The organism is Paraburkholderia agricolaris (assembly GCF_009455635.1).
Taxonomy (GTDB): Bacteria; Pseudomonadota; Gammaproteobacteria; order Burkholderiales; family Burkholderiaceae; genus Paraburkholderia; species Paraburkholderia agricolaris.
In genome coordinates, this window is sequence record NZ_QPER01000002.1 from 1 (window position 1) to 22,658 (window position 22,658).

Here is a 22,658-nt window from a genome sequence, read left to right on the forward strand (position 1 = left end):
ATGGCCACGAAGCGCGCGAAGAAGACAGATGTAGTCAGCCCGAGCTCGGCCGAATTACGCAAGGCCGTTGAGGCGATCGCTATCCAGCCCAAGAGCGGCAAGATCACGCTCCTTACCCGCAAGCTGTTCAACGTTCTGCTTGCGGTCGCTCAGCAAGCTGACGAGTCCGGTGACACTTATCGGGCCTTGCTGTCCGACATCGTCGCCAATTCGGCATTCGATTCGAACGACACGGCACTGGTCAAGGAGCACTTGCGGCGCATGGTGTCGGTGCAGGTCGAATGGAGCACGGGCACGTCCAGCCAGAAGCCGGGCCGGAAATGGGGTATCTCCACGTTGATTGCCGACGCGGAAATTCTCGAGGATCCCACTACTCGCCGCGTCTGGGTGGAATTCTCGTTCGCCCCCAAGATCAAGAAAAAACTGCTCGATCCGGTTCAGTATGCGCGACTGAGTCTGCAGTTCCAGAGCCAGTTGCGCAGTAGCGCGGGTCTCGCCCTTTACGAAATCTGCGTTCGCTACCTGACTAATCCGAGCCATCTGACGATGCGCGAGACATGGGAATGGTGGCGGCCTATCCTGTCCGGCACCCCCGATACCGAAGCCGGCGACGAGGCCAAGCGCGAGTACAAGTACTTCAAACGCGATTACTTGCGCCCCGCCATCGCCGAAGTGAATGCGGTCACCAACATCTTTGTCGAATTGATCGAGCACCGGGAAGGGCGGCGGGTCGCCGAGATCCAGTTCCGCGTGACCGAGCGCAAGCAGCCCATGCTTGCACTCGACGAGCACCCGAATGTGTTCGATAGCACCCTGGTCGACCGGATGGTGAAGATCGGCATTCCGTTGAAAGAAGCGCAAACGCTGTATGCCGACAGCGAAGAAAACCGGATTCGCGCGGCGCTGCAGATGACCGAGCAACGCATGCGCAGCACGTCTTTGCCGCCTGTGCGTAGTGCACCGGCTCTGTTCAAGGACGCGTTGAAGAAGGGCTATGCACCGCCGGTCGAGGCGCTGCCGTCCGCTGGCGGCAAGGCCGCAGTGGCCGCGCCGGCAGACGACTTGAAAGCGCGTCTGCTTGGCGAGTACTCGGCGGTTCGCCGCAAGGAAGCGCGGGAGCTCTACGAGGAGCAAGGTGAGTCCGAGCGGGAGATCGCCCGGAAGTCATTTGAGGACGACGAGTTGCCGGGTCTCGGCACCCATATGCGGGACGACTGGCGCCGTCGTGGGCTGGATTCGAAGATCGTCGACACGGCGTTCTTCGATTGGCTGGCTCGCAAAACGTGGGGCGAACCCACTGATGGCGATCTGCTCGCCTTCACGCTGAGCCAATCGCGCGCGGCGTAATCTGGTCATCAAGAGAAACGGCGGCGCACTTTGGTGCGCCGCCGTTTTTTTCCCTGCGGAAAGTTTCCGCTCTGCTACTTCAGCATCTTCTCAATCTGACGAAGAATGTCGTCACGCTTTTCACGCGTAAGACCCTTCAGGCGCAGTTCGATTCGATCGTCGCCATACGATTTCAGGTCGCCGACAGCAACTCCGCCAAGCTTGATTTCCAGACGCTGCGCGTAACGCTGACGCCCCGCCGGCTTGGTACTTTCCTGCGCGCTTGCCCTGCCCTTTACGATGTCCGCGACTTGTCGCGTGCTCAGGTCGTCCGAGAGGATTTTGTTGATCAGGCGTAGCGTGGCTTCGGCGCCGCGGGCAGTGTGATAGCGGCCCACCTGATACGCCATGTTCGAACCAAAGCGGTCAGGCCTCGCGACCATCTCATGCATTACCGCCTCGGGCAGCTTTGCAATCGACAGCGCCACGGCGACGGTCGATTCGTCTAGGCCAAGATGTTCGGCAAGCTCCTTCTGGCTCTGGAAATGCCGGTCGTCGAGGAAGCGTTTCCAGACGACCGCGTTGTCGAACACCGTCTGCGAGTCGCGCTGGACGTTGAGGTCATAGCCGAGCTTGTAGCTTTCGAGGCCGATCGGCAGATCGATCACGATTGCCTTCACCGATTCCTTGTTCGCTTCCTTAAGCGCCCGCACACGCCGGCCGCCGTCGCTGACGAAGTAGGTGCCGGGATTGTCGTAATCGGGAATGACGTGAATGGCCTGCTGCTGTCCCTGCTTTGCCAGATTGACAGCAAGCTCGGCAATCGACGATTTCAGATAGAAATGGCGCGGGTTGAACGGGCTGGGTTTGATCGTTTTGAGCGTCAACTCGATCACCTGGCCCGGACGGTATGCGTGCTCGATCCGCCACGCGCGATAGGCCGCTGACTCATTGGCGGTATCGGCAGCGTCGACTTCTGCGACCTCCTGCGGCGTCACCGGCTGGATGGTGCGGCTCGGTACATCGCCAGTCTTGACCATGTCGTCGATCGCATTCAGGCGGTCGAGGGCGGTTCGCTTTTCGCTGCTGGTCGTATCAGGACGTGCTTGAAAGCCTTTGGCGAATTGGGAGGGTTTCATTCAGGGTCCTTTATGCGCATAAATTCAAGGGAGCAGGGCTGCGATCTCGTTGGCGCACGCCCGTACTTCGATGGCGGCGAGCTTGGCGCCGCGATCGTTCATCTGAAGCACTGTTTGCCCTAACGCCATCGCCTGTTTGTAGGCTTCGCGCGTTGGGATCTGGGTCTTGAGCAGAGGGAAGCCGAGTTCTTCCAACGCGCGCTTCAGTTCGCGCGTCAGCATCCGTTTCTCTTCGGTCTTGTTCAGCAGAAAGACTGCGCGCAGGTCCTCGTTCATTACTTGGGCTTGTTGCACGAGCTTCACCAGTCCGACGCTTGACCAATAGTCGGCGGGCGACGACGACGTCGGCATGATCGCAACGCTCGCTGCAAGCAGCACGACGCCGGACACTTTCTCGGTGATGGAGGGCGGGCAGTCGACGACGATGATGTCGTAGTCAGCCACGAATTTCTTGATCTCGCGATGGATCTGGCTGCCGGCTTCGGAGAGATTGACAACTGGAAAGGGGATGCCGGTTTCGCCGTCGGATGATGCGCTGGCCCAATGGATCAGCGTGTTTTGACCATCTGCGTCTACGACGAGGACGCGCTTACCCTTCTCATGGAACGCAGCCCCGAGATGCATCGCGATTGTGCTCTTTCCGACCCCACCCTTCTGCTGAGTTACCGCGATGATTTCTGCTGCCACAATCTTAACCTCCTCTTTTTAGACGCAAATGGATTTTACCTGGATGAATTCTCATTTCAATCGTTTTTGTGTAAACGCGAGAAGAATTAGCCGTTCGGGATAGGTTTATGCGCATAAAGAAGGTGAGCGATAGCGCAGCAGCGATGAAGCGCGATCAGTGGGAACAAGCTGGTGGCGTCTGGGAGATGTCAGACGGTATGAAGGGGCGAAAAGTGAAGTGGCCGCGGTTGAGCACAGTGCGGCTGGCACCCTCGGATATAGCGTCCGTCGTATCCAGATTCGACGCAGCCCTTATGAACCAGATCTGGTTTTGCCATATCGCGCTTTTGCGCGGCCCAGCTGCTGGCGGCGAGGTTCACCTGCGGGACGCTTTCGTGTTCAGCGAGCCGGTTCGCCCGGTTATCTTTATGCGCATAAACCCATTGCGCTCTGCCCACACGTCGAGTCGCTGCCGCAGTGAGGGTTGACCACGCGGACCGGTATGATTTTGTCGGCACGGCACGGCACGGCACGGCACGGCACGGCACGGCACGGCACGGCACGGCACGGCACGGCACGGCACGGCACGGCACGGCACGGCACGGCACGGCACGGCACGGCACGGCACGGCACGGCACGGCACGGCACGGCACGGCACGGCACGGCACGGCACGGCATCTGGGACTGGGACTGGGACTGGGACTGGGACTGGGACTGGGACTGGGACTGGGACTGGGACTGGGACTGGCGATGCGCGAAGCCCCGCTTTGATGCACAGAGACCGGCCACCACAGCACACGAAGTGAAGCGTTACGCCGAGTGACCTATGCGGTCCTCAGTCACGTAACGACAAATTTCCACCTGCACTTTATGCGCATAAACCGATTACCCCGAGCCGCTAACAGGCAACGCGCCTGTCCCAACCAAGAGAAACTCAGTCACCCCAACACCCGCCTCACCCAGTGCACCTGCCCCTCCAGCACCCGCTAGAATCTCCGCAAGAAGCGTCACGCCACCCAATACCAACACCACCTACTCAACAACCATGATCACCATCTACCACAACCCTCGTTGCTCAAAATCTCGCGCCGCGTGCGATCTGATTGCCAACACCTACAACAGCGCGAACGAACCAACGGAAGTTGTCGAATACTTGAAGCAGCCACTCACAGTCGCGCAACTCAAACAACTCAACGCGCAGTTGGGTTGCTCAGTCCGCGAGATGATCCGTGACACCGAAGCCGAATACAAAGCGCTCGATCTCTCCGACCTCACTCTGAGTGACGCTCAGTTATACGAAGCATTGGCAAAGCATCCGATCCTGCTGCAACGACCGATCGTCGTGCGGAACGGGCGAGCCGTGATTGGCCGCCCGCCGGAAAATGTCGAAGCGCTATTTGCCTAGACGCCTAAGCACTATGGCCTAAGTGAAAATTGCCCTAGGCCTTGGCAGGTAACGCAGCATCCTTCGTCACGATCTTCGTCGGGATGATGCGCAATTCGCTAAACGTGTCGGCAATACGTTGTTGCTCGGCAAGTACGTCCGCGTCGATGGGTTTGTAGACGTGCGCGTAGTGTCGCAAACCCGCTTCGATCACTCCTGCGTCGAGCCCCTGAATCGGCGCAAGCTGGGCGGCTGCTTCACTGTAGTGGCCGCGCACCCACGCCCCCTCTTTGCCTACTTCGTCCATCACGATAGCGAGCACGTCGCCGTTTTGCTCGGCGAACGGTCGCGCGCTCAGGAAGAACTGATGGTGGCTCACGATACCTTCGGCGTCGGCAAGCAAGCGGGCGTTCGATTGGCGTTTTGCCGCCTCGAGGAACGGATCCCAGATCGCCCATGCGTCGATCGACCCGCGTTCGAAGGCCGCGCGCGCATCGGCGGGAGCCAGAAAGACGGGCTGGATATCGCTGTACTTCACGCCGCTCTTCTGCAAGGCGGCGACCAGAAACCAGTGAACATCCGAGCCTTTATTGAATGCGATCTTCTTGCCCTTCAGATCCGCTAGCGTTTTGATTGGCGCGTCCTGATGTACAAGGATGCCTTCCGCATGCGGCGTCGGGATCTCATAAGCCGTGTAGACGAAGTTTGCGCCGGCCGCCTGCGCGAATACCGGCGGCGCCTCGCCGACATAACCGAAGTCGATTGCGCCGACGTTCAGTCCTTCAAGCAATTGCGGTCCGGCGGGAAACTCTGTCCACTTGACCGTGATGCCCAGCGGCGCGAGCCGCTTCTCGAGCGTGCCGTGCGCCTTCAGCAACACGAGCGTATTGGCTGCTTTCTGGTAGCCGATGCGAAATTCCTTCGGACGCACATTCGCAGCGAAGACGGATGTCGAGACAATAGGCAAGGCCGCGGCGGCCAGCGAGGCGCCCACGCCGGCGATCAGTGCGCGGCGCTTGAGCAGCAGAGGACGGGACATAAAAGTGCTCGTTCAGAAAACGGACGCAAAACGGACCGATTGCCTCCGACGATAATTCGTCTGCAAGCCTGGACGAACCGATAAATTTGCATAAGCAAATCACGTCGAAGAGTCCAGACATCTGCGATCCCTACCTGCGTGCCTCGCAGCGTCGAGTCGGCGTGCCCCGCTACAATCCTTCATCCGCACGCAGTCGCGGCTGTGTCAATCGAAAAAAGGGACATCGTGCATCTGACGACAACACTCGCGCCGTGGTCATCCCACGACACTCAACTGATCCTGTCGTGCGTGCTCGGGCTCGCACTGATCATCGTTTTCATCAGCGTGCTGAAGCTTGCGCCGTTTCTCTCGATTCTGGTCGGCACGTTCGCGGCAGGCTTTTCGGCCGGGTTGCCGCTGGAAGCGGTGGCCAGCGCATTCAGCAAAGGCGCTGGCGCGCTGCTCGGGGACGTCGGCATCATCATCGCGCTTGGGGCCATGCTCGGCGCGCTGATGGCGGAATCAGGCGCGGCCGACCGACTCGTCTCGACTATCCTCAAACATTCCACACCTCGCACGCTCCCGTGGATGATGGCGCTGGTGGCGATCATCGTCGGCTTGCCGCTCTTCTTTGAAGTCGGCCTGGTGATGATGGTGCCGATCATCTTCGTGATGGCGCGCCGCTCGCAGCAGCCGATCCTGCGGATTGCGATTCCCGCGCTTGCCGGCATGACCACGCTGCACGCCCTGCTGCCGCCGCATCCGGGGCCGCTGATTGCCGTGAGCGCATTGCATGCCGATCTCGGTCTGACGCTCGGTCTTGGCCTGATCGTCGCGATTCCCGCGGTCATTCTCGCGGGCCCGCTCTACGGCATCTGGCTGTCGAAACGGATGCACGTGGTCGAGCCGGAAGAAATGGGCAAGCTTTTCACCGCGTCGCCAAACACCGGTGAGCCGCCGAGTTTCGCGATCTCACTCATCACGATCCTGCTGCCGGTCGCGATGATGTTAGGCCGCACGGTCGCCAAACTGGTGCTGCAACCCGAGACCGTACTGTTCAACGTGCTCGATTTTCTCGGTGAGCCCTTGGTCGCGCTCGGCCTCACCGTGCTGTTCGCGGTGGTGGCGCTGGGCTGGTCACGGGGCATGGCGCGCGACCGGGTCGGCGGCATTCTGCGCAAAAGCCTGCCGCCGATCGCCGCGCTGCTGCTGACCATCGGCGCGGGCGGTGGCCTCAAGCAGGCGCTCGTGGTGGCCGGCATCAGCACGACGATCGGCAAGATCGCAGTCGGCGCGCATGTGCCGCTGATTCTGCTGGCGTGGCTGATTGCGGTCGCGCTGCGGCAAGCTACCGGCTCCGCGACGGTGGCGACCACCACGACCGCGGGTATCGTCGCGCCGGTCGTCGCGGGTCTCAGCGCGACGCACAATTCGTTGATGGCGCTCGCGATCGGGGCCGGTTCCGTGTTCTTCTGCCACGTGAACGATGCGGGCTTCTGGATGGTGCGCGAGTACTTCGGGTTGCAATTGAAACAGACGGTGATGGTCTGGTCGGTGCTGCAGACGATCGTTTCCGTCGTCGGCCTCGTCTTGACGTTCGCGTTGTGGACCGTGCTGACCTGAGTTTTTGCATGGAGATGCACGCAACGGTGGCAGGAATTGACGCCCGGCTGTCAATTCCACGTGACCTGGTCCGCTTACACTGCTTCGAAATAGGCGAGGCGCAGTCCCGCACCTCGTTCCCCGCCGACTTGGAGCCACCATGCTTGAACTGAGACCGTCCTGCGAAGGGTGCGGCAAATCATTGCCGCCAAACGCACCTGACGCGATGATCTGCACGTACGAATGCACCTTTTGCGAAGTGTGTGCACTCAGCGTGTTGCGCAACGTGTGCCCGAACTGCGGCGGCAATTTCCAGCATCGGCCGATCCGCACGCGTGCGCAGTTGGCCAAACATCCGGCCGGCGCCACCGCGCATCCCGTTTCCGTCGACGAAGCAGCGCACGCGAGCTTTTTCGAGCGCTATCGGAACACATCGCCCGGCGAGCGCTAAACAAGCCTGGCGTTGAGGGCGGGTTCCATGCACCGCCCTCAACGCGGCCCGTCACGCTATTGCTCGACGCGCCGTCCAGATTCCGGCGCCGTTTCAGTCGTCGCCGCCGCCTGTCCCCGGTGTCGCGATCCCGCTCACCGTATGCGCTGCCACGCGCAACAGGCGGATCTGTTTGCGGTAATTGCGGCAGCCGCTGCAGGTGGGCAGATGCAGCCGGATCGCGACCCATTCGCCGGTCGTCAAACGGCGGTCGAGCGCGTCCGACAGCAGGCGCGTGATGTTCTTACACTTCCCCATTCGCATCCTCTCTGGATAGGCCTTTTTCGCTCAGGCAAGTGCGCAGGCGCAGGCGCGCGCGATAGATCAGTACGCTGCAGTGATTGGCGGTCATCTGCAATTCGGCGCAGATCGCCTCGGTGTCGAGATCGAGAAATTCGCGCATCATGAATACGCGCCCGATGTGTTCGGGCAGGTGATCCAGACACATCTCGAACAAGGTCCAGAATTGCTGCTGACGTAGCGCGGTTTCCGGCGTCGGCCACGGCTGGGGCTTGGCTTCGCGTGACCAGTGGCCGTTGTCCTTGAAGAGCTCGCGATCGAGCAGCGCTTCGCCATCGATTTCGGATTCCAGCGCTGACAGGTTCACTGTGCGCTGCCGGGCGCGCAAAGTGTCGACAAGCTTGTGCCGCAAGATGCCGAACACCCACGTCTTGTGTTCCGATTGCGCGGCAAACCGGTCGGCTTGCGTCCAGGCAGCGGCGAGAGCCTCCTGGACGGCGTCTTCGGCGGCAGCGGCATCGCGCAGTTGCAAGCGGGCGAAGCGCACCAGGTCGCGCCGCAGTTGCGTCAGGTAGACGGGATCGTCGAGCGCCGGCCCGCTTACTTGCGCCATGGCAGGCTCCGTCGCCGCGCTTGCGGTTGCAGCACGTTTTCTTCTGAATCGTTGCAGTTCATAGGCGGGTGAGTTTCCTCGCGCAGTACCCTGATGTGTGCGCCATTCTCCCGCAGGTTGCTGCGCAAGCGAATTGGTATTGAACATGTGCCCGCCGGCAAGCGATGACCTGATGAGCTTAGTCGTGCCGCGACGGAGTTTATGACTGGACTGATGAAAGCAAAAAACATTATTGCGCAAAATGAAATCTACGCTCCGGTGACAACTTGCAAGGTTGGGCGTATGGATGAGATGTGCAGTCAGGTACGCGTCAAAGCAGGTCGCAGATCCACATTAAATGCGCACCTGAATTATTTCAATATTTGAAAAAAAGTCTTCTTCTCTTCGGTGTTTTTATGCGGACACTGAATCGCTATTCTTCAGTCCATCGATCGCATCCGATCGCACACCAACGCACTGAAGAGGAGCTACACCATGAAACGCATTCTTACCGCCCTGATCGCTTCCGTCGCCCTGTTTGCCGCTGCTTCGGGCGCCGCTCAGGCCGCCGCGCCGGCTCAATGCAACGGCCCGGCATCGTACTGCAACGTGTTCTTCGGCAACTAATCGTCTGAAGAACGCAGCTGGACACATGTCCAGCGCGAGTCCGCTGACGAGACAGATTCTCGAAGCCAAAAAAGGGGCGCCGATAAGGGCGCCCTTTTTTCGTATTCAATAATCTCGAGACGTTTGACGCGTGCGTGCAAGGTATCGGCGGAGCCTGGCAAAGACCCACTGCATCGCCGTATGAGCATCGCGAAACGCAAAGCGGTACACAATACCCGGCACTCCGAAGCAACACCCGCGCCCGGCACGCAAATGCGTCTAATGCTCACGCTTCTAACGTGTTACAGTGGCCCAACAGCTTGCAGTTCTCCTGCGCGTCTTGCGCAGTCCCTCAGGCATCTGCCTCTCATCACAGCGCCCTGAATCGAACAGGGTCCTTTCCTTCTACCCTGTTTTGCGATGTCGTCGGCGTGGCCTGGCCAAGTGGCCGCTCGTCATGCGCATCGCCGATCAGCACCGTATCTTCCGCTGCAACGCCGCGACTCGCCCGGCGTCACGCCGCCCATCCATAACACGTTCCAGGCGAGATCCTTCACCGGAGACGACCACCATGAACAATACGATCAGAAGCTATCGGGGCCTTGAGATTTATCCGCTGGTTTATCCACACCAGCCGCGCTCTCCCGACGGCGCCCGCCACTACGATGCGGGCTTCGACGCCGCCGTGCGAATCTGCCGGCGCGGCACCGACGACACCTTGACCAGCAGCCGTGTCTTTCACGTGCCGAGCCGTTCGCCGTTTGGCGCGGCCGGCGACGCGCGGATTGCGTCGACAAGTTACGCGGAACGGGTGATCGACGGCATGGTTGTCGGCCAGTCGATCGCCGGCCTTTGATGCGCGCGCCGATGGCAAGTCATGTTTCCAGGCGCTCGCAGGGCGTGAATTCCCCGCCGTTGACCGGCCGCGCGAACTATCAGGTCGCGGTGTCGTCGCGTCGAACCTCCAGCGGGACGGTGCCGACGCTGAAAGTGATCCGGCTGAGCGACGAGCGCGTGATCTACCCGTTTCGGGGGCACGCGGACATGCCGTTCTTCGAAACGGCCGACGCAGCCCAGTCGTTTGCCGAGACGTATGGCTGGCAACTCGTGGATGGCGATATCGCCGTGCCGGAATGACGGTGACAAACACGCGTTTGCCTCAAATCGTCCTAGGCCGAAAGCATGCTTGATTGACAAGGCAAAAGTACCAGTTATCCACAAGGTTATTCAGTGAATCTGTGGATAACTTTAGGTGCTACCGGGTTATCCACCGCCTGTAATTTTCGGGACGGTGGTCCGCGCTGCTGAAAGCTGCCGTTTTTATACTCGTCGCCGCCATCTCGCGCGGCTTTTGCCTATGATGGACAGTTCGTACCCTTTCGCGCGTCGAGCGCCTTACTTTAAGGAAGCGAACATGGCCTATCACATCGCAGTCGTTGTCGGCAGCCTGCGCCGCGAGTCGTTCAACCGCCAGTTGGCGCAAGCCGTGATTTCACTTGCGCCCGCGGACTTCACGTTCGAATTCATCGATATTGGCACCTTGCCGCTTTATAGCCAGGATTACGACGCCGACTATCCCGAAGTTGCCAAACACCTGAAGCAGCGCGTCGAAGCCGCTGACGGCCTGCTGTTTGTCACGCCCGAGTACAACCGCTCCATACCGGGCGTCCTGAAGAACGCACTCGACTGGGGCTCGCGGCCGTGGGGCACCAATTCGTGGGGCAACAAGCCCGGTGCCGTGCTCGGCACCTCGCTTGGCGCAACCGGCACGGCGCTGGCGCAACAGCATCTGCGCAACGTGCTGGCCTATCTCGACGTGGCTACGCTTGCCCAGCCCGAAATGTTCATCAAGCACGACGCGTCGGCCATCAACGAGAAAGGCGAGATCCTGAACGACGGCACCCGCCAGTTCCTGCAGACGTTTGTCGATCGCTACGTCGCGTGGGTCAAACGTCAGACCGCTGCCTGACGGCCCGTCCGCGTACACGCCCAGAAGGGCCGCGCCGCCGTTGTCCGTGAGCTCACGGTACGCCGGCGCTGCCCCTGCATCCGCTTAGACGTGGTGATGCCCCGTCACTCTTTCCCAACCATGACGCACAGCGAGCTTGAAGCGCTCCCACGTGCTGTCCGCTGAGGTGGTTTCCCAATGACGCCGGGCTTCCGGTTCGATGTCGTCCCACTGCCGGTCGTGATAATTCGTGTCGCGGCCGATCTCCGCGCCGTAGCGATAGGCCGGCGCGTAATCTTCATAGCGCGAACTCTCGGCAGCGTATTGCTCGTCGTAGTGAGCGCGGAAATCCTCTTCGTATTCCAGGTACTCGTTCGGGATCTGGTTGCCCAAACCCGCAGTTGGCTGCCCCGTTTCGGGAACCACTTCGGCGGGTTGCAAGATCGCGCCTGAGCCCGGCATCGAACCGGCGGCAATCGCGGTGCGTCCTGCATCGTCGGCCAGCGGATCGGCGGGCAGGTTAAGCGGGTCGTGCAGCGGCCGCTCGGCGAGCGATGGCGGGATGAACGGCTCCGCGTCGGTGCCCATGAGCGGCGGCGGATAGAGCGTATCGTCCGGATCGGCAGGCCGCACGGTTGAACGGGGCGCATCGACGCCGGGCGTCGCTACGCCGGGCGTCGCAACGCTCGATGTATGCGGCGTGCCGGGCGTCACCGCGCCGATGCCGAGTTCGTCGAGTATCGAATGATCGCGACTCGATTCCGATGGTGTGTCCCAATCGGGCGAGCGCTCGCCAATGTCGGTTGCGCCCAGCCTATTCAAGGTATTGCGAGCGAGTTCCGCGTGCGATTCGCTGGCCGCGTTCACACAGACCAGCACAGCGCCGCGGCGCACGGCTTCAGCGTAACGGGCCGTGTCCGGCGCGCGCGGGCCGGCAGCAAACAGGCTTGAAAGAAAGCGCTCGATATTGGCGAGCACGCCCGAACTGGCGACCTCCTCGGTCGCGGAGTCGACGGACGGTTCCGGATTGGCTTGCAACTCGATCGTTTCGCGTGCAAAACCAGTTTGCACGAGCGTGTCGCGCGCGGTTTCCGCTTGAGAATAGGTCTCGAATAAACCAATCACAGTGTGTCGCATAGCTGCCTCCCGACGGTTTTGCTGGAACAGACGGCGCAAGAGCGCGTCGGCCTCCTTCAGAAACGTCGCAACGATCATGCCGGGCCCGCAGGATGGTCCCGCGCGCCTGCTGCTGGCCGTCGACGCCGATTGGCGTAGGTGGAAACTGCGGCGTACCGCTACTGCGCTTTTACAAGCGCTGGTAATTGATGGCGGCGCTGACCCGCCTGGATTTACCCGGCCGGATGCGACGCCGCGGCCGGATCGGCGCCCGTTTGCGCCAGATCGCGCTGAATATCTTGCAGGAGCGTTTCCAGTAGCGCGATATCGAAAGGTTTGGAGAGCACCCGTACGTTCACATGCCGCGCGCGGTCGAGTTCTTCCGCGTAGCCGGTGACCAGAATGACCTGCAGCCGGGTGTCGAAAGCCAGCACGGCTTCGGCAAGGTCGATACCGTTCATCGTGCCGGGCATGTGGATGTCCGACAGCACCAGATCGAAGGGCAGCGGCCTGCCGGTGCGTGCCTGCTTCGCGTGGGCGTCGTCGAACAGGCGCAGTGCGGTGTCGGCGTTGAACACGCTCGTGACCTGGTGGCCCATCATCTGCAGCAGGGCTTCGGTGCCGGCGGCCACTTCATCGTTGTCCTCGACCAGCAGAATGCGCAAGCCGGGCGGCGAGCTGCTTTCCTCGACGCCCGTTTCGGCCGGCACTTCGGCCTCGGGCTCGGCCGTGGCGCGCGGCAGATAGAGCCGCACCGAGGTGCCCGCACCGATTGCGCTGTCGATCGCGGCAAGGCCGCCGGAACGCTCACAGAAGGCGAAAACCTGCGGCAGTCCGAGACCGGTGCCCATGCCGGTGGGCTTCGTCGTGTAAAGCGGTTCGAAGGCGCGTGCGAGCACTTCAGGCGGCATGCCGCCGCCGGTGTCCTCGAGCGAGAGCTGCACGAAGTCGCCAGTCAGTGGAAAGCCTTCTTCACGGCGGAAGGTGATGTTGGCGGCTCGAACGGTGAAGCGGCCGCCGTTGGGCATGGCGTCGCGCGCGTTCACGGCGACGTTGATCAGCGCCAGTTCGAGCTCGGCGACGTCGACACGCATCGGCCAGATATTGACGCCGATGTCGATCACCAGCGAAATCTTCGCGCCGAGCGACGCGCGCAGCAGTTCGCGGCAGGCCGGCAGCCAGCGCTCGAGCGCCAGCGTCTCGCTGCGCAACGGCTGCTTGCGCGCGACGCCGAGCAATTGCCGGGTAAGCGACTGGCCGCTCTTGAGTGCCCGCTCGATCGCCGACAACTCGCGGTCGAGCCCCGGCGTGCCGCGCCGCCGGGCGATCTGCACGTTGGCCGAAACGACCATGAGCAGGTTGTTGAAATCGTGCGCCACGCTGCCGACCAGGTTGCCGAGCGCCTCCATCTTGCGCGACTGGCGATACGCGGATTCGATCGAGCGGCGCATCGAGGCTTCGGCCTGCCAGCGCTCCCACGCCTCTTCTTCGGCGCCAAGGCGGCGCAGCGATAGCCAGATGACACACCACAGCACGATGGACGGCGTGAACATCGACAGGATCAGCACGCTCAGGTGCCGGTACCAGGCGGCCCAGATCGCCGCGGTGCGATAGGCGCACGACACGTAGAGCGGATAGGCGCCCACACGCCGGAACGCGAGGATCACGTTGTCGCCGTCGATGTCGGAATGCATCCGTACGACGCCGGCTCGCCGCCCCTGCGCCAGTGCTTCAGCCAGTGGCGAAGCCGCTCCTATCGCGAGCGGCTCGCCGAGGCGGCGCGGATAGTGCGCGAGGATTGCGCCGTCGGCGCGCAGCAGGCTCATGGTCATCGGCGTGCTGCCGTTGCCGCCGAGCAGTTCGCGGTAGAACGCGTCGAAATAGCTGGGCCGCAGCGCGACCGACACGACCCCGCCAAACGAGCCGTCGGCGGCGCGACGCTCCACGCCGGTATTGAATAGCTGTTCGCCCGTCACGTGTCCCGCCATCACCTTCGAGACATGCTCGAGGCTCTTGCCGTCCCGAATGCCGACGAAATCGTCGCGCTCGGCAACGGACAGCACTGGAGCGGGATAGAAACGGCTGGTGGCGAGCAGGTCGCCCTCGTGGCCGAAAATCGATACGGCCGCGACCTGCGGGTAGCCGCCGCCCATCGTACGCAGCTTCTCGTGAATCTCGCCTTCCTGGGCGCGCACGCCGTTGTCGTCCAGACCTTGCGTCAGATCCACGACGCGCGCGTCCAGCGTCTCGTTCATGTCGAACACTTTCAGCGCGTGTTCTTCCGCCACGCGCACGGTGCGCAGCGTCACGTCGGTCGCGTCGGCCATGCGGGTGCGCAGATCGCTGAACGCCATTGCCGCGACGTACACGCACGGCAGCACAATGGCAGTGATCAACAACGCGATCAGCGTGATGCGGCGGACGTGGAAATTCTGCTCCGGCACGGCCGGGAAACGCGCCTCGTCCTGGCGGCTAGCGGGGCTGCGGCTCGCTTCGGGCGGGTCGAACCGGTCAGGTGTCATGGTCGATAACGCGAAGGTCGTTCGGGACGAAAGGGCCAGAAATCGGGCCGAAAATCGGTTTCATACAAAAAGCATAGACAGGTAGCGGCAGGCCGGGTATCTGTGACTCATGGTCGCGCCATGATTTGTCTGCCGTTTGAATCAGTGACAAATCGAGAAGCGCAAACGTACACAAAAGTATAAATGTAAAAGAAAGCCTTCGAAATCTACAAAAATATTTTCATAAGTAGTGTCTAATGGGAAAATCTCTTTAATCAAAGCGAAATTGGCGTATTGCCTTTCCGCCGTTTTACTTCGAAAATCGCCGTCATCACAAATAATGTGTCCGCCATGTTCGGATGCATCTACCGCGAGGGCCGCCAGACAACGCGCACAACGCGTGACCGAAGGCGTTCGCGGAATCAGGCGCGCGGCAAGGGGACCAGCCCGATCCGTGAAGCCGCGCGGATTCATCTACGGGGTAGGCTTCGAACATGCCGGTCATAGCCGTCGTCCACCGTGCTTGCACGCATCCATGCGCGCCCACGGCTTCCGTCAAAAGCGCCGCAGTGCGCTCTCTCCCCGCTCGTTTGCAAGCTGCATTCTCGCAAGCTTCAGCTCGCTTTACCGCTAGTCGACAGACTGCGCGCTAAAGAAACTGACTCTATCCGCCGTTAACGCGCAAGAGCTTATTCTGCTTACCGACCCGCCCATGCCTTTGCCCATTGTGATCGCCGACGATTCATTGCTTGCCCGCAAGGTGCTCACCAAGGCATTGCCGCCGGACTGGGATGTCGACGTGTCCTACGCGACGAACGGGCGCGAAGCGCTCGGCCTGTATCGCGAAGGCAAGGCGTCGGTGATGTTCCTCGATCTGACGATGCCGGACATGACCGGCTATCAGGTGCTGGAAGCCTTGCAGCATGAGGACCTGAACACCTTCGTCATTGTCGTTTCCGCCGATGTTCAACCGATGGCCCAGTCGCGCGTGCGCGCGCTCGGCGCCGCCGCATTCATCGCCAAGCCCGTGACGCCCGAGGCGGTACTACCCATCCTCAAGGAGTACGGGTTGTATGTCTGAGCCAGTCCTCACCGAAGACCGGCGCGACGCGCTGCAGGAGGTCGCCAATCTGGCGATGGGCCAGGCCGCGACGCGTCTTGCGCGTCTGCTCGATGCGTTTATCGAATTGTCGGTACCGCGCGTGAAGGTGGTGGCGGTGAGCCAGGCGGCAGCGGCGCTGCGCGAGATGACCGGGATCGAGGACACGGTGAGCGCGGTGCGTCAGGGTTTTCGTTCCGACATCAAGGGCGAAGCGCTGGTGATCTGCCGCAGCGACAGCATCGACCAGTTGTGTGCGCTGGTGAGCGATCCCTATTCGCGCTCGAGCTACGAGGCGGTGAGCCAGCAGGAACTCGTGTTCGACGTCGCGAACGTGCTGACGGGCGCGTGTGTCTCGTGCATTCTCGACCAGCTCGGCCGCACGCCGGTGTTCTCCGCGCCGGGCCTGCTCGGTGAAGCAATGACGCTCGACGACGTATTCCAGCCCGGCGTCCTGCAATGGGAAGTCGCGCTGCTGGTCGAGGTCAACTTTGCGCTCGAGGATCAGAGCTTCCGCGCGCACCTCGTGATGCTGATGGCCGAAGAGTCGATCCGCCATATGAACGAGGCGCTCGACGAGTTGCTGTCCAGCTTATGAATGTGCCTGTGGACTCGTTGAGCGATCTGGTTGTCGAACGTGTGGGTTTCGGCATCTTCGTGCTCGATCGCGAGATGAAGGTGCTGATGTGGAACCGCTTCATGCAGGACCACAGCGGGTTGTCGCCGGAACAGGTGGTCGGCAAATCGCTGTTCGCGAATTTTCCGGAATTGCCGCGCGTGTGGCTGTCGCGCAAGATCGAAAGCGTATTTCAGCTCGGCAGCTTCGCGTTCAGTTCGTGGGAGCAGCGCCCCTATCTCTTCAAGTTCGATCACGACCGGCCGATTACCGGCGGCGTCGATTTCATGCAGCAGGACCTCACGTTCATGCCGCTGATGCGCGATCGCGAGGTGGTGGCCGTGTGCGTGACCATCTCCGATGTCACGCACGTCAGCATCGTGCAGCGCGAACGGGAAGAAGCGGTAGCCAAGCTGCAGGAATACGCGGACCGCGACGGGTTGACGGGGATCGCCAACCGGCGTTACTTCGAAGCGCGCCTGCGCGATGAGTACACGCGCTGGCAGCGCTATGGCGGCGAGATGTCCGTCCTGCTGTTCGATCTCGACCACTTCAAGAAAATCAACGACCAGTTTGGCCACGGCGTTGGCGATACGGTGTTGCGCGTGATGGCGCAGCGGGTCGCCGAGGTGGTGCGCGCGCAGGATACGTTCGGGCGCTTCGGCGGCGAGGAATTTGCGTTGCTGCTACCGTGTACGCCTCTCGAAGACGCCATGCGGGTCGCGGAAAAGATTCGTTGCACGATCGCCGACACGCCGGTCGAAGTGCAGGGCACGAGCGTGCCGGTGACGGCCAGCGTCGGCGGCGCGGCGGCGCGCGCGGGCGTGCCGGCGTACGACGTGCTCATCAACGAAGCCGACGCTGCGCTCTATAGCGCGAAACGACAGGGACGCAACCGCTCGGTGGCTTTCTCCTGAGTTTTCCGGTCATGCCGGCGCGCGGCGCCTGGCGGGAAGGCTTGCCACCAGGCGCCCGGCCCTGCTTCCGGCCCTTATTCACCCCCGAAACTGCGGCATCTCACAAACGTTGTTATACTTTTCGCCGTTTCCGGCATCCCTGCCGGGTGTTTCGCGCGTGTCCGCGCGCGCGGGCCGTCTGCGTTGCGCAGTAGGCATTAAAACTTCTTGAACGCCTTTCAGCGGGCGCCTCCAGCGGAGATCGTCTTGGCTGTTTCCAATCTTGTCGTGGACGATACAGAAATCGACGCCGCTGCCGCCACGTCCGGCAGCTCGTTTTATCTCGCGATGCGCATCCTGCCGGCCGCGCAGCGCGATGCGATGTATCAGGTCTACGCCTTTTGCCGCGCTGTCGACGATATCGCCGACAGCGATCTGCCGCGCGCCGAACGCGCCGCCGCGCTCGAGCGCTGGCGCGCCGACATCGACGCGTGCTATGCCGGCGCACCGCGCGCGTCCTTGCGCGCGCTGACGCGGCACATTCATACGTTTCACCTGCAACGCGAAGATTTTCACGCGATGATCGACGGCATGGCGATGGATGCCGCCGCCGACATTTGCGCCCCCGACGAGGCTACGCTCGACCTGTACTGCGACCGGGTCGCCAGTGCGGCGGGCCGTCTATCGGTGAGGATATTCGGGATGCAGGAAGAGCCGGGCCATCTGCTCGCGCACCATCTGGGCCGCGCGTTGCAACTGACCAATATCCTGCGCGACATCGACGAAGACGCCGGCATCAACCGCTGCTACCTGCCGCACGAATTGCTGGCGCGCGAGGGCATCGCCGTGACGAGCCCCACGCAGATCGCCGACGATCCGTCGCTGCCGCGTATTTGCGCCACGCTCGCCGAGCGGGCCAAGGAACATTTCGCCGCTTCCGACGCGATCATGGATCGCGAGCCGCGCAACCACGTGCGTGCGCCGCGCATCATGTCGGGTGTCTATCGCGTGCTGCTCGAACGAACGCTCGAGCGCGGTTTCGATATTCCGCGTACGAAGGTCAGCAAGCCGAAACTGCGCATGCTGTGGATCGTCGCGCGTTACGCGCTCTTCTGAGCTGATGCCGAAGCTCATCCATGTGATCGGCGCCGGCCTCGCCGGCCTGGCCGCAGCGGTGCAATTGCAGCGCCGCGGCGCGCAAGTCGTGCTGCATGAGGCGGCGTCCGAGGCGGGTGGCCGTTGCCGTTCGTATTACGACGCCCAGCTGGGCGCGACCCTCGATAGCGGCAATCACATGGTGCTGTCGGGCAATACCGCCACGCTCAATTATGTGCGCGCGATCGGCGCCGCCGACGAACTGGTCGGCCCGGCGCAGCCCGAATATCCGTTCGTGGATCTGGCGACGCAGGCGCGCTGGACCGTACGCATGTCGCCGGGCCTTCTGCCCTGGTGGATCTTCGACGCGAACGCGCGTGTGCCCAATACCGGCCCGAGCGACTATCTGACGCTGCTGCCGCTGCTGTTCGCCAAGCCCGCGCGCACCGTCGCGCACACCATGCGCTGCAATGGTCCGCTGTGGGACCGTTTGCTGCGGCCGCTGTTTCTCGCGATGCTCAATGTCGAGCCGCGTGAAGCGTCGGCGGAGCTGACGGGTGCGATGGTCAGGGAAACGCTTATTGCCGGCGGTCTCGCGTGCCGGCCGCTGATGGCGCGCAATGGGTTGAGCAGTGCTTTTGTCGACCCGGCGCTGCGTCTGTTGCAGCATGGCGGCGCGGCAATCCGGCTCGGCTCGCGCTTGCAGAATATGGTGTTTGCCGATACTGGCCCAGCGCGCGTCTCGGCACTGAATTTCGCGGACGAAAGCATCGCGCTCGACGCGAACCAGGCCGTGGTGCTCGCGGTGCCGCCGGACATTGCTCAGACGCTCGTGCCCGGCTTGCGCTCACCCGCTCGCTTCGCGGCAAACGTTAGTGTGCATTTTGCCGTCGAGCCGCCGTTCGGTATGGCACCGGTCACGGGACTGCTCAATGCAACGGCCGACTGGCTATTCGCCTTCGAGGGCCGCGTGTCGGTCACCGTCAACGCCGCCGAGCGTCTGCTCGACACAGCGCACGAAGCGCTCGCGAAAACCGTCTGGGCCGAAGTGGCTCAGGCCGCCAATCTGGCGGTCGAGCCGATGCCGGCCTGGCAGGTCGTGACGGAACCACGCGCGATGTTTGCCGCTTTGCCGGATCAGGAAACGCTGCGCCCCGGCACGCGCACTCGCTGGAACAATTTGATGCTCGCGGGCGACTGGACGGCTACCGGCCTGCCCGCGACGATTGAAGGGGCGATCCGCTCCGGCCAGAAGGCCGCGGACACGCTGCTGAATCAACCGATGGAACGCCGATGAACGACTTATCTCAAGCTCAGCCGCTGGACGCCGTCCTGCCTGAATTCGCCGATGCGGCGCCGAATGTGCCGAATGTGCCGAACCTGATGCCGGATGCCGCATCCGCTGCCGCGCCGCAAGCGGTCGCGACTTCGCTCGATGCCTCGATCACGCGCGCCACCGACGCGATCCTCGCCGCACAGAATCCGGACGGCCACTGGGTCTACGAACTCGAAGCCGACGCGACGATTCCCGCCGAATACGTGCTCCTCGTCCACTATCTCGGCGAGACGCCGAACCTGGAACTGGAGCAGAAGATCGCCCGCTATCTGCGCCGCATCCAGCAGGTGGACGGCGGCTGGCCGCTCTTCACCGACGGCGCGCTCGATATCAGCGCCAGCGTGAAGGCGTACTTCGCACTGAAAATGATCGGCGACTCGCCGGATGCCGAGCACATGGTTCGCGCCCGCGAGGCGATTCTGGCGAACGGCGGCGCGGAAACGGTGAACGTGTTTACGCGGATTCTGCTCGCGCTGTTCGGCGTGGTGTCCTGGCGCGCCGTGCCGATGATGCCCGTGGAAATCATGCTGTTGCCGGAGTGGTTCCCGTTCCATCTGTCGAAGGTGTCGTACTGGGCGCGTACGGTGATCGTGCCGCTGCTGGTGCTGAACGCGAAGCGGCCGGTGGCGCGCAATCCCCGTCGGGTGCGTATCGACGAACTGTTCCGCGGCGCGCCGGTGAACACCGGCATGCGCGAGCGGGCGCCGCATCAGCATCAGGGCTGGTTCCGCTTCTTCAGCGGGGTGGACGTGATGTTGCGCATGGTCGACGGCCTGTTCCCCAAGGTGACGCGCGACCGCTCGGTGCGCGAGGCGGTACGCTTTGTCGACGAACGGCTGAACGGCGAAGACGGCCTCGGCGCGATTTTCCCGGCCATGGCGAACTCGGTGATGATGTATGACGTGCTCGGCTATCCGGCCGATCATCCGAACCGCGCGATTGCCCGTCAGTCGATCGAAAAGCTGCTGGTTATCAAGGATGACGAAGCATATTGCCAGCCCTGCCTGTCGCCGGTGTGGGACACCTCGCTCGCGGCACACGCGCTGCTCGAAACCGGCGAAGCGCACGCCGAGCAAGCGGCTGAACGCGGGCTCGCATGGCTGCGTCCGCTGCAGATTCTCGACGTGCGCGGCGACTGGATTTCGCGCCGTCCGAATGTGCGTCCTGGCGGCTGGGCGTTCCAGTACAACAACGCGCACTATCCGGACGTCGACGATACGGCGGTCGTGGCGATGGCAATGCAGCGCTCGGCGGCGCTGACGCAATCGGATGTGGATCGTGAAGCCATTGCGCGGGCGCGCGAATGGGTGGTCGGCATGCAAAGCAGCGATGGCGGCTGGGGCGCGTTCGAACCGGAAAACACGCAGTACTACCTGAACAACATTCCGTTCTCCGATCATGGCGCGTTGCTCGATCCGCCAACCGCGGATGTCTCGGGCCGCTGCCTGTCGATGCTCGCGCAACTCGGCGAATTTCCGAAGAGCAGCGAACCGGCGCAGCGGGCGTTCGATTACATGCTGAAGGAACAGGAATCGGACGGCAGCTGGTACGGCCGCTGGGGTCTGAACTACATCTACGGCACGTGGACCGCGCTATGTTCGCTGAACGCAGCAGGTTTGCCGCACGACGACCCGCGCATGAAGCGCGCCGCGCAGTGGCTCCTGTCGATCCAGAACGAAGACGGCGGCTGGGGTGAGGGCGGCGAAAGCTACAAGCTCGACTATCGCGGCTACGAGCGCGCGCCGAGCACCGCTTCGCAAACCGCGTGGGCACTGATGGGCCTGATGGCGGCGGGCGAGGTCAATCACGAGGCGGTGGCGCGCGGCGTCGAGTATTTGCAGCGCGAACAGCGCGAGCACGGCCTGTGGGATGAAACGCGTTTCACGGCGACGGGGTTCCCGCGCGTGTTCTATCTGCGTTATCACGGCTATCGCAAGTTCTTCCCGTTGTGGGCATTGGCCCGTTTCCGTCATCTGAAACGCAACGGGCTGACGCGCGTCGCGGTCGGGATGTAACGGATGACGTTTTCGACAACGCCGGCAGCCGGCATCGGCCACGGCGCGTTGCCGGTGATCGTGGTGACGGGGATGGCGTTTGAGGCGCGCATCGCGCGCGGCAACGGTGTTGAGGTGGTCTACGCGGCGCGCGCCGATCTGCTTGAGCGGGCGTTGAGCGCAGCGGTCGCGCGCGGTTGCTCGGGGATTGTCAGTTTCGGTACGGCGGGTGGTTTGGCGCCCGATCTGGCGCCGGGCACGCTGATCGTTGCGGAGGCTGTCGAGGGGCCATTTGGGCGGCTCGAGACCGACCGGCCATGGGCCGACAGGCTCGCCGCCGCGTTATCGACAGGACCGCTCGCGGCACGTTTGCGACGCGGCCTGATGGCGGTCGTGACCGCGCCTTTAGTCAGCGCCGACGACAAGGGCGTGCTGCATCGCTCGACGGGCGCTTTGGCCGTTGATATGGAATCGCACATTGCCGGCGCCACGGCCGCCGCGCATGGGCTGCCGTTTGCGGTGTGCCGCGCGATTGTCGATCCGGCGTGGCGGACGTTGCCTTCGGCTGCAACGGCGGGCTTGCGTGACGATGGCACGACGGCGCTAGGACCGATTTTGCGGGAGCTGCTGCGGCAGCCGTCGCAGCTCGGAGCGCTGATTCAGGTCGCGGTCGATGCGCGGGCGGCGCGGACCTCGCTGGTGCAGGCGCGGCATGCGATGGGCGAGGCGGGGGTTTTGCGGTTGGCGGCTGCCTGAGGGACGCCGCGTGCGCTGGTTGCGCTGCCACTCTCCGCTGGCAATTCAGCGTCTGTTGAAATGCTAAGGGAAAGCCTTGTATTTGGTGCGATTAAGGGTGGTGGGTTTTTCGTTGGCCTTTCCTTGTTTTGTTAGTGGTCTATTAGCGTTGCCCCTGTGCGGGGCGGCACCTACTTTTCTTTGCCTGCCGCAAAGAAAAGTAGGCAAAAGAAAGCGGCTTCACACCGCAAGCTCTTAA

At 62.6% G+C, this 22,658-nt stretch carries 23 protein-coding genes and 2 pseudogenes; 16 read left to right on the plus strand and 9 right to left on the minus strand.

From position 1 onward, the window contains the following. On the plus strand, positions 1-1,347 hold a 1,347-nt coding region (locus GH665_RS21290), incomplete at its 5' end, for a replication initiation protein (protein WP_153138623.1). A 74-nt stretch (positions 1,348-1,421) separates the two neighbouring features. Here the strand turns inward: GH665_RS21290 and GH665_RS21295 are convergent. The 3 genes and pseudogenes from GH665_RS21295 to parA form a co-directional block, all read right to left on the minus strand. Further along, a pseudogene (locus tag GH665_RS21295) lies at positions 1,422-2,291 on the minus strand (ParB/RepB/Spo0J family partition protein); the annotation flags it as partial. A 65-nt stretch (positions 2,292-2,356) separates the two neighbouring features. After that, positions 2,357-2,465 (minus strand): annotated as a pseudogene (locus tag GH665_RS39665) (ParB/RepB/Spo0J family partition protein); the annotation flags it as partial. 24 nt (positions 2,466-2,489) lie between these two features. Next, the gene (gene parA, locus GH665_RS21300; protein ID WP_028195981.1) at positions 2,490-3,152 is read right to left on the minus strand and encodes a ParA family partition ATPase; all 663 of its coding nucleotides are present in this window, start codon (positions 3,150-3,152) and stop codon (positions 2,490-2,492) included. Positions 3,153-3,633: 481 nt separating this feature from the next. Between parA and GH665_RS21305 the strand changes: the two genes are divergently transcribed. Beyond that, positions 3,634-3,954 (plus strand): hypothetical protein, encoded by a 321-nt coding sequence (locus GH665_RS21305; protein WP_153138627.1) that lies wholly within the window; start codon positions 3,634-3,636, stop codon positions 3,952-3,954. A gap of 222 nt (positions 3,955-4,176) precedes the next feature. Continuing rightward, a complete protein-coding gene (gene arsC / locus GH665_RS21310) occupies positions 4,177-4,536 on the plus strand; it encodes an arsenate reductase (glutaredoxin) (protein ID WP_153138628.1) in 360 nt (119 codons plus the stop codon). Positions 4,537-4,570: 34 nt separating this feature from the next. Here arsC and GH665_RS21315 read toward each other — a convergent pair whose 3' ends face one another. Next, entirely contained in the window at positions 4,571-5,554 is a 984-nt protein-coding gene (locus GH665_RS21315; RefSeq protein ID WP_153138630.1) for a sulfonate ABC transporter substrate-binding protein, read from the minus strand. Between the two features lie 225 nt (positions 5,555-5,779). On the opposite strand from GH665_RS21315, the gene GH665_RS21320 reads away from it, so the two are divergent. Both GH665_RS21320 and GH665_RS21325 read left to right on the plus strand, forming a co-directional pair. Further along, positions 5,780-7,156: a GntT/GntP/DsdX family permease gene (locus GH665_RS21320; protein ID WP_153142222.1), complete on the plus strand. Its 1,377-nt coding sequence runs from the start codon at positions 5,780-5,782 to the stop codon at positions 7,154-7,156. 139 nt (positions 7,157-7,295) lie between these two features. Next, the gene (locus GH665_RS21325; RefSeq protein ID WP_153138632.1) at positions 7,296-7,586 is read left to right on the plus strand and encodes a DUF1272 domain-containing protein; all 291 of its coding nucleotides are present in this window, start codon (positions 7,296-7,298) and stop codon (positions 7,584-7,586) included. Positions 7,587-7,679: 93 nt separating this feature from the next. On the opposite strand, the gene GH665_RS21330 is transcribed toward GH665_RS21325, so the two are convergent. After that, positions 7,680-7,883 (minus strand): zf-HC2 domain-containing protein, encoded by a 204-nt coding sequence (locus GH665_RS21330; RefSeq protein WP_153138634.1) that lies wholly within the window; start codon positions 7,881-7,883, stop codon positions 7,680-7,682. Next, the gene (locus tag GH665_RS21335; protein ID WP_028195975.1) at positions 7,870-8,478 is read right to left on the minus strand and encodes an RNA polymerase factor sigma-70; all 609 of its coding nucleotides are present in this window, start codon (positions 8,476-8,478) and stop codon (positions 7,870-7,872) included. The genes GH665_RS21330 and GH665_RS21335 overlap by 14 nt, the downstream gene beginning before the upstream one ends. A gap of 474 nt (positions 8,479-8,952) precedes the next feature. On the opposite strand from GH665_RS21335, the gene GH665_RS39455 reads away from it, so the two are divergent. From GH665_RS39455 to GH665_RS21350, 4 genes are all read left to right on the plus strand, one after another. Then, positions 8,953-9,084, plus strand: a complete 132-nt coding sequence (locus tag GH665_RS39455; protein WP_256737959.1) for a hypothetical protein — start codon at positions 8,953-8,955, stop codon at positions 9,082-9,084. A gap of 550 nt (positions 9,085-9,634) precedes the next feature. Then, a complete protein-coding gene (locus tag GH665_RS21340; RefSeq protein ID WP_153138637.1) occupies positions 9,635-9,919 on the plus strand; it encodes a hypothetical protein in 285 nt (94 codons plus the stop codon). A gap of 44 nt (positions 9,920-9,963) precedes the next feature. Beyond that, positions 9,964-10,200, plus strand: a complete 237-nt coding sequence (locus GH665_RS21345) for a DUF6723 family protein (protein ID WP_235430118.1) — start codon at positions 9,964-9,966, stop codon at positions 10,198-10,200. A gap of 277 nt (positions 10,201-10,477) precedes the next feature. Next, a complete protein-coding gene (locus GH665_RS21350) occupies positions 10,478-11,032 on the plus strand; it encodes an NADPH-dependent FMN reductase (protein ID WP_153138639.1) in 555 nt (184 codons plus the stop codon). Between the two features lie 84 nt (positions 11,033-11,116). On the opposite strand, the gene GH665_RS21355 is transcribed toward GH665_RS21350, so the two are convergent. The 3 genes from GH665_RS21355 to GH665_RS21365 all read right to left on the minus strand — a co-directional run bounded on the left by GH665_RS21355 (position 11,117) and on the right by GH665_RS21365 (position 15,102). Then, positions 11,117-12,148: a hypothetical protein gene (locus GH665_RS21355; RefSeq protein ID WP_153138641.1), complete on the minus strand. Its 1,032-nt coding sequence runs from the start codon at positions 12,146-12,148 to the stop codon at positions 11,117-11,119. Between the two features lie 212 nt (positions 12,149-12,360). Beyond that, a complete protein-coding gene (locus tag GH665_RS21360) occupies positions 12,361-14,649 on the minus strand; it encodes a hybrid sensor histidine kinase/response regulator (RefSeq protein WP_153138643.1) in 2,289 nt (762 codons plus the stop codon). A 141-nt stretch (positions 14,650-14,790) separates the two neighbouring features. After that, on the minus strand, positions 14,791-15,102 hold the full coding sequence (locus GH665_RS21365; RefSeq protein WP_153138645.1) for a hypothetical protein: 312 nt from the start codon (positions 15,100-15,102) through the stop codon (positions 14,791-14,793). 238 nt (positions 15,103-15,340) lie between these two features. Between GH665_RS21365 and GH665_RS21370 the strand changes: the two genes are divergently transcribed. The 7 genes from GH665_RS21370 (at position 15,341) to GH665_RS21400 (ending at position 22,420) form a co-directional block, all read left to right on the plus strand. Then, positions 15,341-15,709, plus strand: coding sequence for a response regulator (locus GH665_RS21370; protein ID WP_028195969.1), 369 nt, complete (start codon positions 15,341-15,343; stop codon positions 15,707-15,709). After that, positions 15,702-16,325 carry a chemotaxis protein CheC gene (locus tag GH665_RS21375; protein WP_153138647.1) on the plus strand — a complete coding sequence of 208 codons (624 nt, stop codon included), beginning with the start codon at positions 15,702-15,704 and terminating at the stop codon, positions 16,323-16,325. The genes GH665_RS21370 and GH665_RS21375 overlap by 8 nt, the downstream gene beginning before the upstream one ends. Further along, positions 16,322-17,260, plus strand: coding sequence for a sensor domain-containing diguanylate cyclase (locus GH665_RS21380; RefSeq protein ID WP_153138649.1), 939 nt, complete (start codon positions 16,322-16,324; stop codon positions 17,258-17,260). The genes GH665_RS21375 and GH665_RS21380 overlap by 4 nt, the downstream gene beginning before the upstream one ends. 246 nt (positions 17,261-17,506) lie before the next feature. After that, positions 17,507-18,355 (plus strand): presqualene diphosphate synthase HpnD, encoded by an 849-nt coding sequence (gene hpnD / locus GH665_RS21385; RefSeq protein ID WP_153138651.1) that lies wholly within the window; start codon positions 17,507-17,509, stop codon positions 18,353-18,355. Positions 18,356-18,359: 4 nt separating this feature from the next. Continuing rightward, a complete protein-coding gene (hpnE, locus tag GH665_RS21390) occupies positions 18,360-19,631 on the plus strand; it encodes a hydroxysqualene dehydroxylase HpnE (protein ID WP_153138653.1) in 1,272 nt (423 codons plus the stop codon). Beyond that, positions 19,628-21,685: a squalene--hopene cyclase gene (shc, locus tag GH665_RS21395; RefSeq protein ID WP_153138655.1), complete on the plus strand. Its 2,058-nt coding sequence runs from the start codon at positions 19,628-19,630 to the stop codon at positions 21,683-21,685. Before hpnE ends, shc begins: the two co-directional genes overlap by 4 nt. A gap of 3 nt (positions 21,686-21,688) precedes the next feature. Next, a complete protein-coding gene (locus GH665_RS21400) occupies positions 21,689-22,420 on the plus strand; it encodes a phosphorylase (RefSeq protein WP_153138657.1) in 732 nt (243 codons plus the stop codon). Positions 22,421-22,658 lie beyond the last annotated feature (238 nt).

What these genes read in the sequence shown, in the direction of transcription:
- GH665_RS21305 (WP_153138627.1), top strand. Translation starts at nt 3,634, where the DNA reads ATGATTTTGTCGGCACGGCACGGCACGGCACGGCACGGCACGGCACGG.
- arsC (WP_153138628.1), top strand. Translation starts at nt 4,177, where the DNA reads ATGATCACCATCTACCACAACCCTCGTTGCTCAAAATCTCGCGCCGCG.
- GH665_RS21315 (WP_153138630.1), bottom strand. Translation starts at nt 5,554, where the DNA reads ATGTCCCGTCCTCTGCTGCTCAAGCGCCGCGCACTGATCGCCGGCGTG.
- GH665_RS21325 (WP_153138632.1), top strand. Translation starts at nt 7,296, where the DNA reads ATGCTTGAACTGAGACCGTCCTGCGAAGGGTGCGGCAAATCATTGCCG.
- GH665_RS21330 (WP_153138634.1), bottom strand. Translation starts at nt 7,883, where the DNA reads ATGGGGAAGTGTAAGAACATCACGCGCCTGCTGTCGGACGCGCTCGAC.
- GH665_RS21335 (WP_028195975.1), bottom strand. Translation starts at nt 8,478, where the DNA reads ATGGCGCAAGTAAGCGGGCCGGCGCTCGACGATCCCGTCTACCTGACG.
- GH665_RS39455 (WP_256737959.1), top strand. Translation starts at nt 8,953, where the DNA reads ATGAAACGCATTCTTACCGCCCTGATCGCTTCCGTCGCCCTGTTTGCC.
- GH665_RS21340 (WP_153138637.1), top strand. Translation starts at nt 9,635, where the DNA reads ATGAACAATACGATCAGAAGCTATCGGGGCCTTGAGATTTATCCGCTG.
- GH665_RS21350 (WP_153138639.1), top strand. Translation starts at nt 10,478, where the DNA reads ATGGCCTATCACATCGCAGTCGTTGTCGGCAGCCTGCGCCGCGAGTCG.
- GH665_RS21355 (WP_153138641.1), bottom strand. Translation starts at nt 12,148, where the DNA reads ATGCGACACACTGTGATTGGTTTATTCGAGACCTATTCTCAAGCGGAA.
- GH665_RS21360 (WP_153138643.1), bottom strand. Translation starts at nt 14,649, where the DNA reads ATGACACCTGACCGGTTCGACCCGCCCGAAGCGAGCCGCAGCCCCGCT.
- GH665_RS21365 (WP_153138645.1), bottom strand. Translation starts at nt 15,102, where the DNA reads ATGAATCCGCGCGGCTTCACGGATCGGGCTGGTCCCCTTGCCGCGCGC.
- GH665_RS21370 (WP_028195969.1), top strand. Translation starts at nt 15,341, where the DNA reads ATGCCTTTGCCCATTGTGATCGCCGACGATTCATTGCTTGCCCGCAAG.
- GH665_RS21375 (WP_153138647.1), top strand. Translation starts at nt 15,702, where the DNA reads ATGTCTGAGCCAGTCCTCACCGAAGACCGGCGCGACGCGCTGCAGGAG.
- GH665_RS21380 (WP_153138649.1), top strand. Translation starts at nt 16,322, where the DNA reads ATGAATGTGCCTGTGGACTCGTTGAGCGATCTGGTTGTCGAACGTGTG.
- hpnE (WP_153138653.1), top strand. Translation starts at nt 18,360, where the DNA reads ATGCCGAAGCTCATCCATGTGATCGGCGCCGGCCTCGCCGGCCTGGCC.
- shc (WP_153138655.1), top strand. Translation starts at nt 19,628, where the DNA reads ATGAACGACTTATCTCAAGCTCAGCCGCTGGACGCCGTCCTGCCTGAA.
- GH665_RS21400 (WP_153138657.1), top strand. Translation starts at nt 21,689, where the DNA reads ATGACGTTTTCGACAACGCCGGCAGCCGGCATCGGCCACGGCGCGTTG.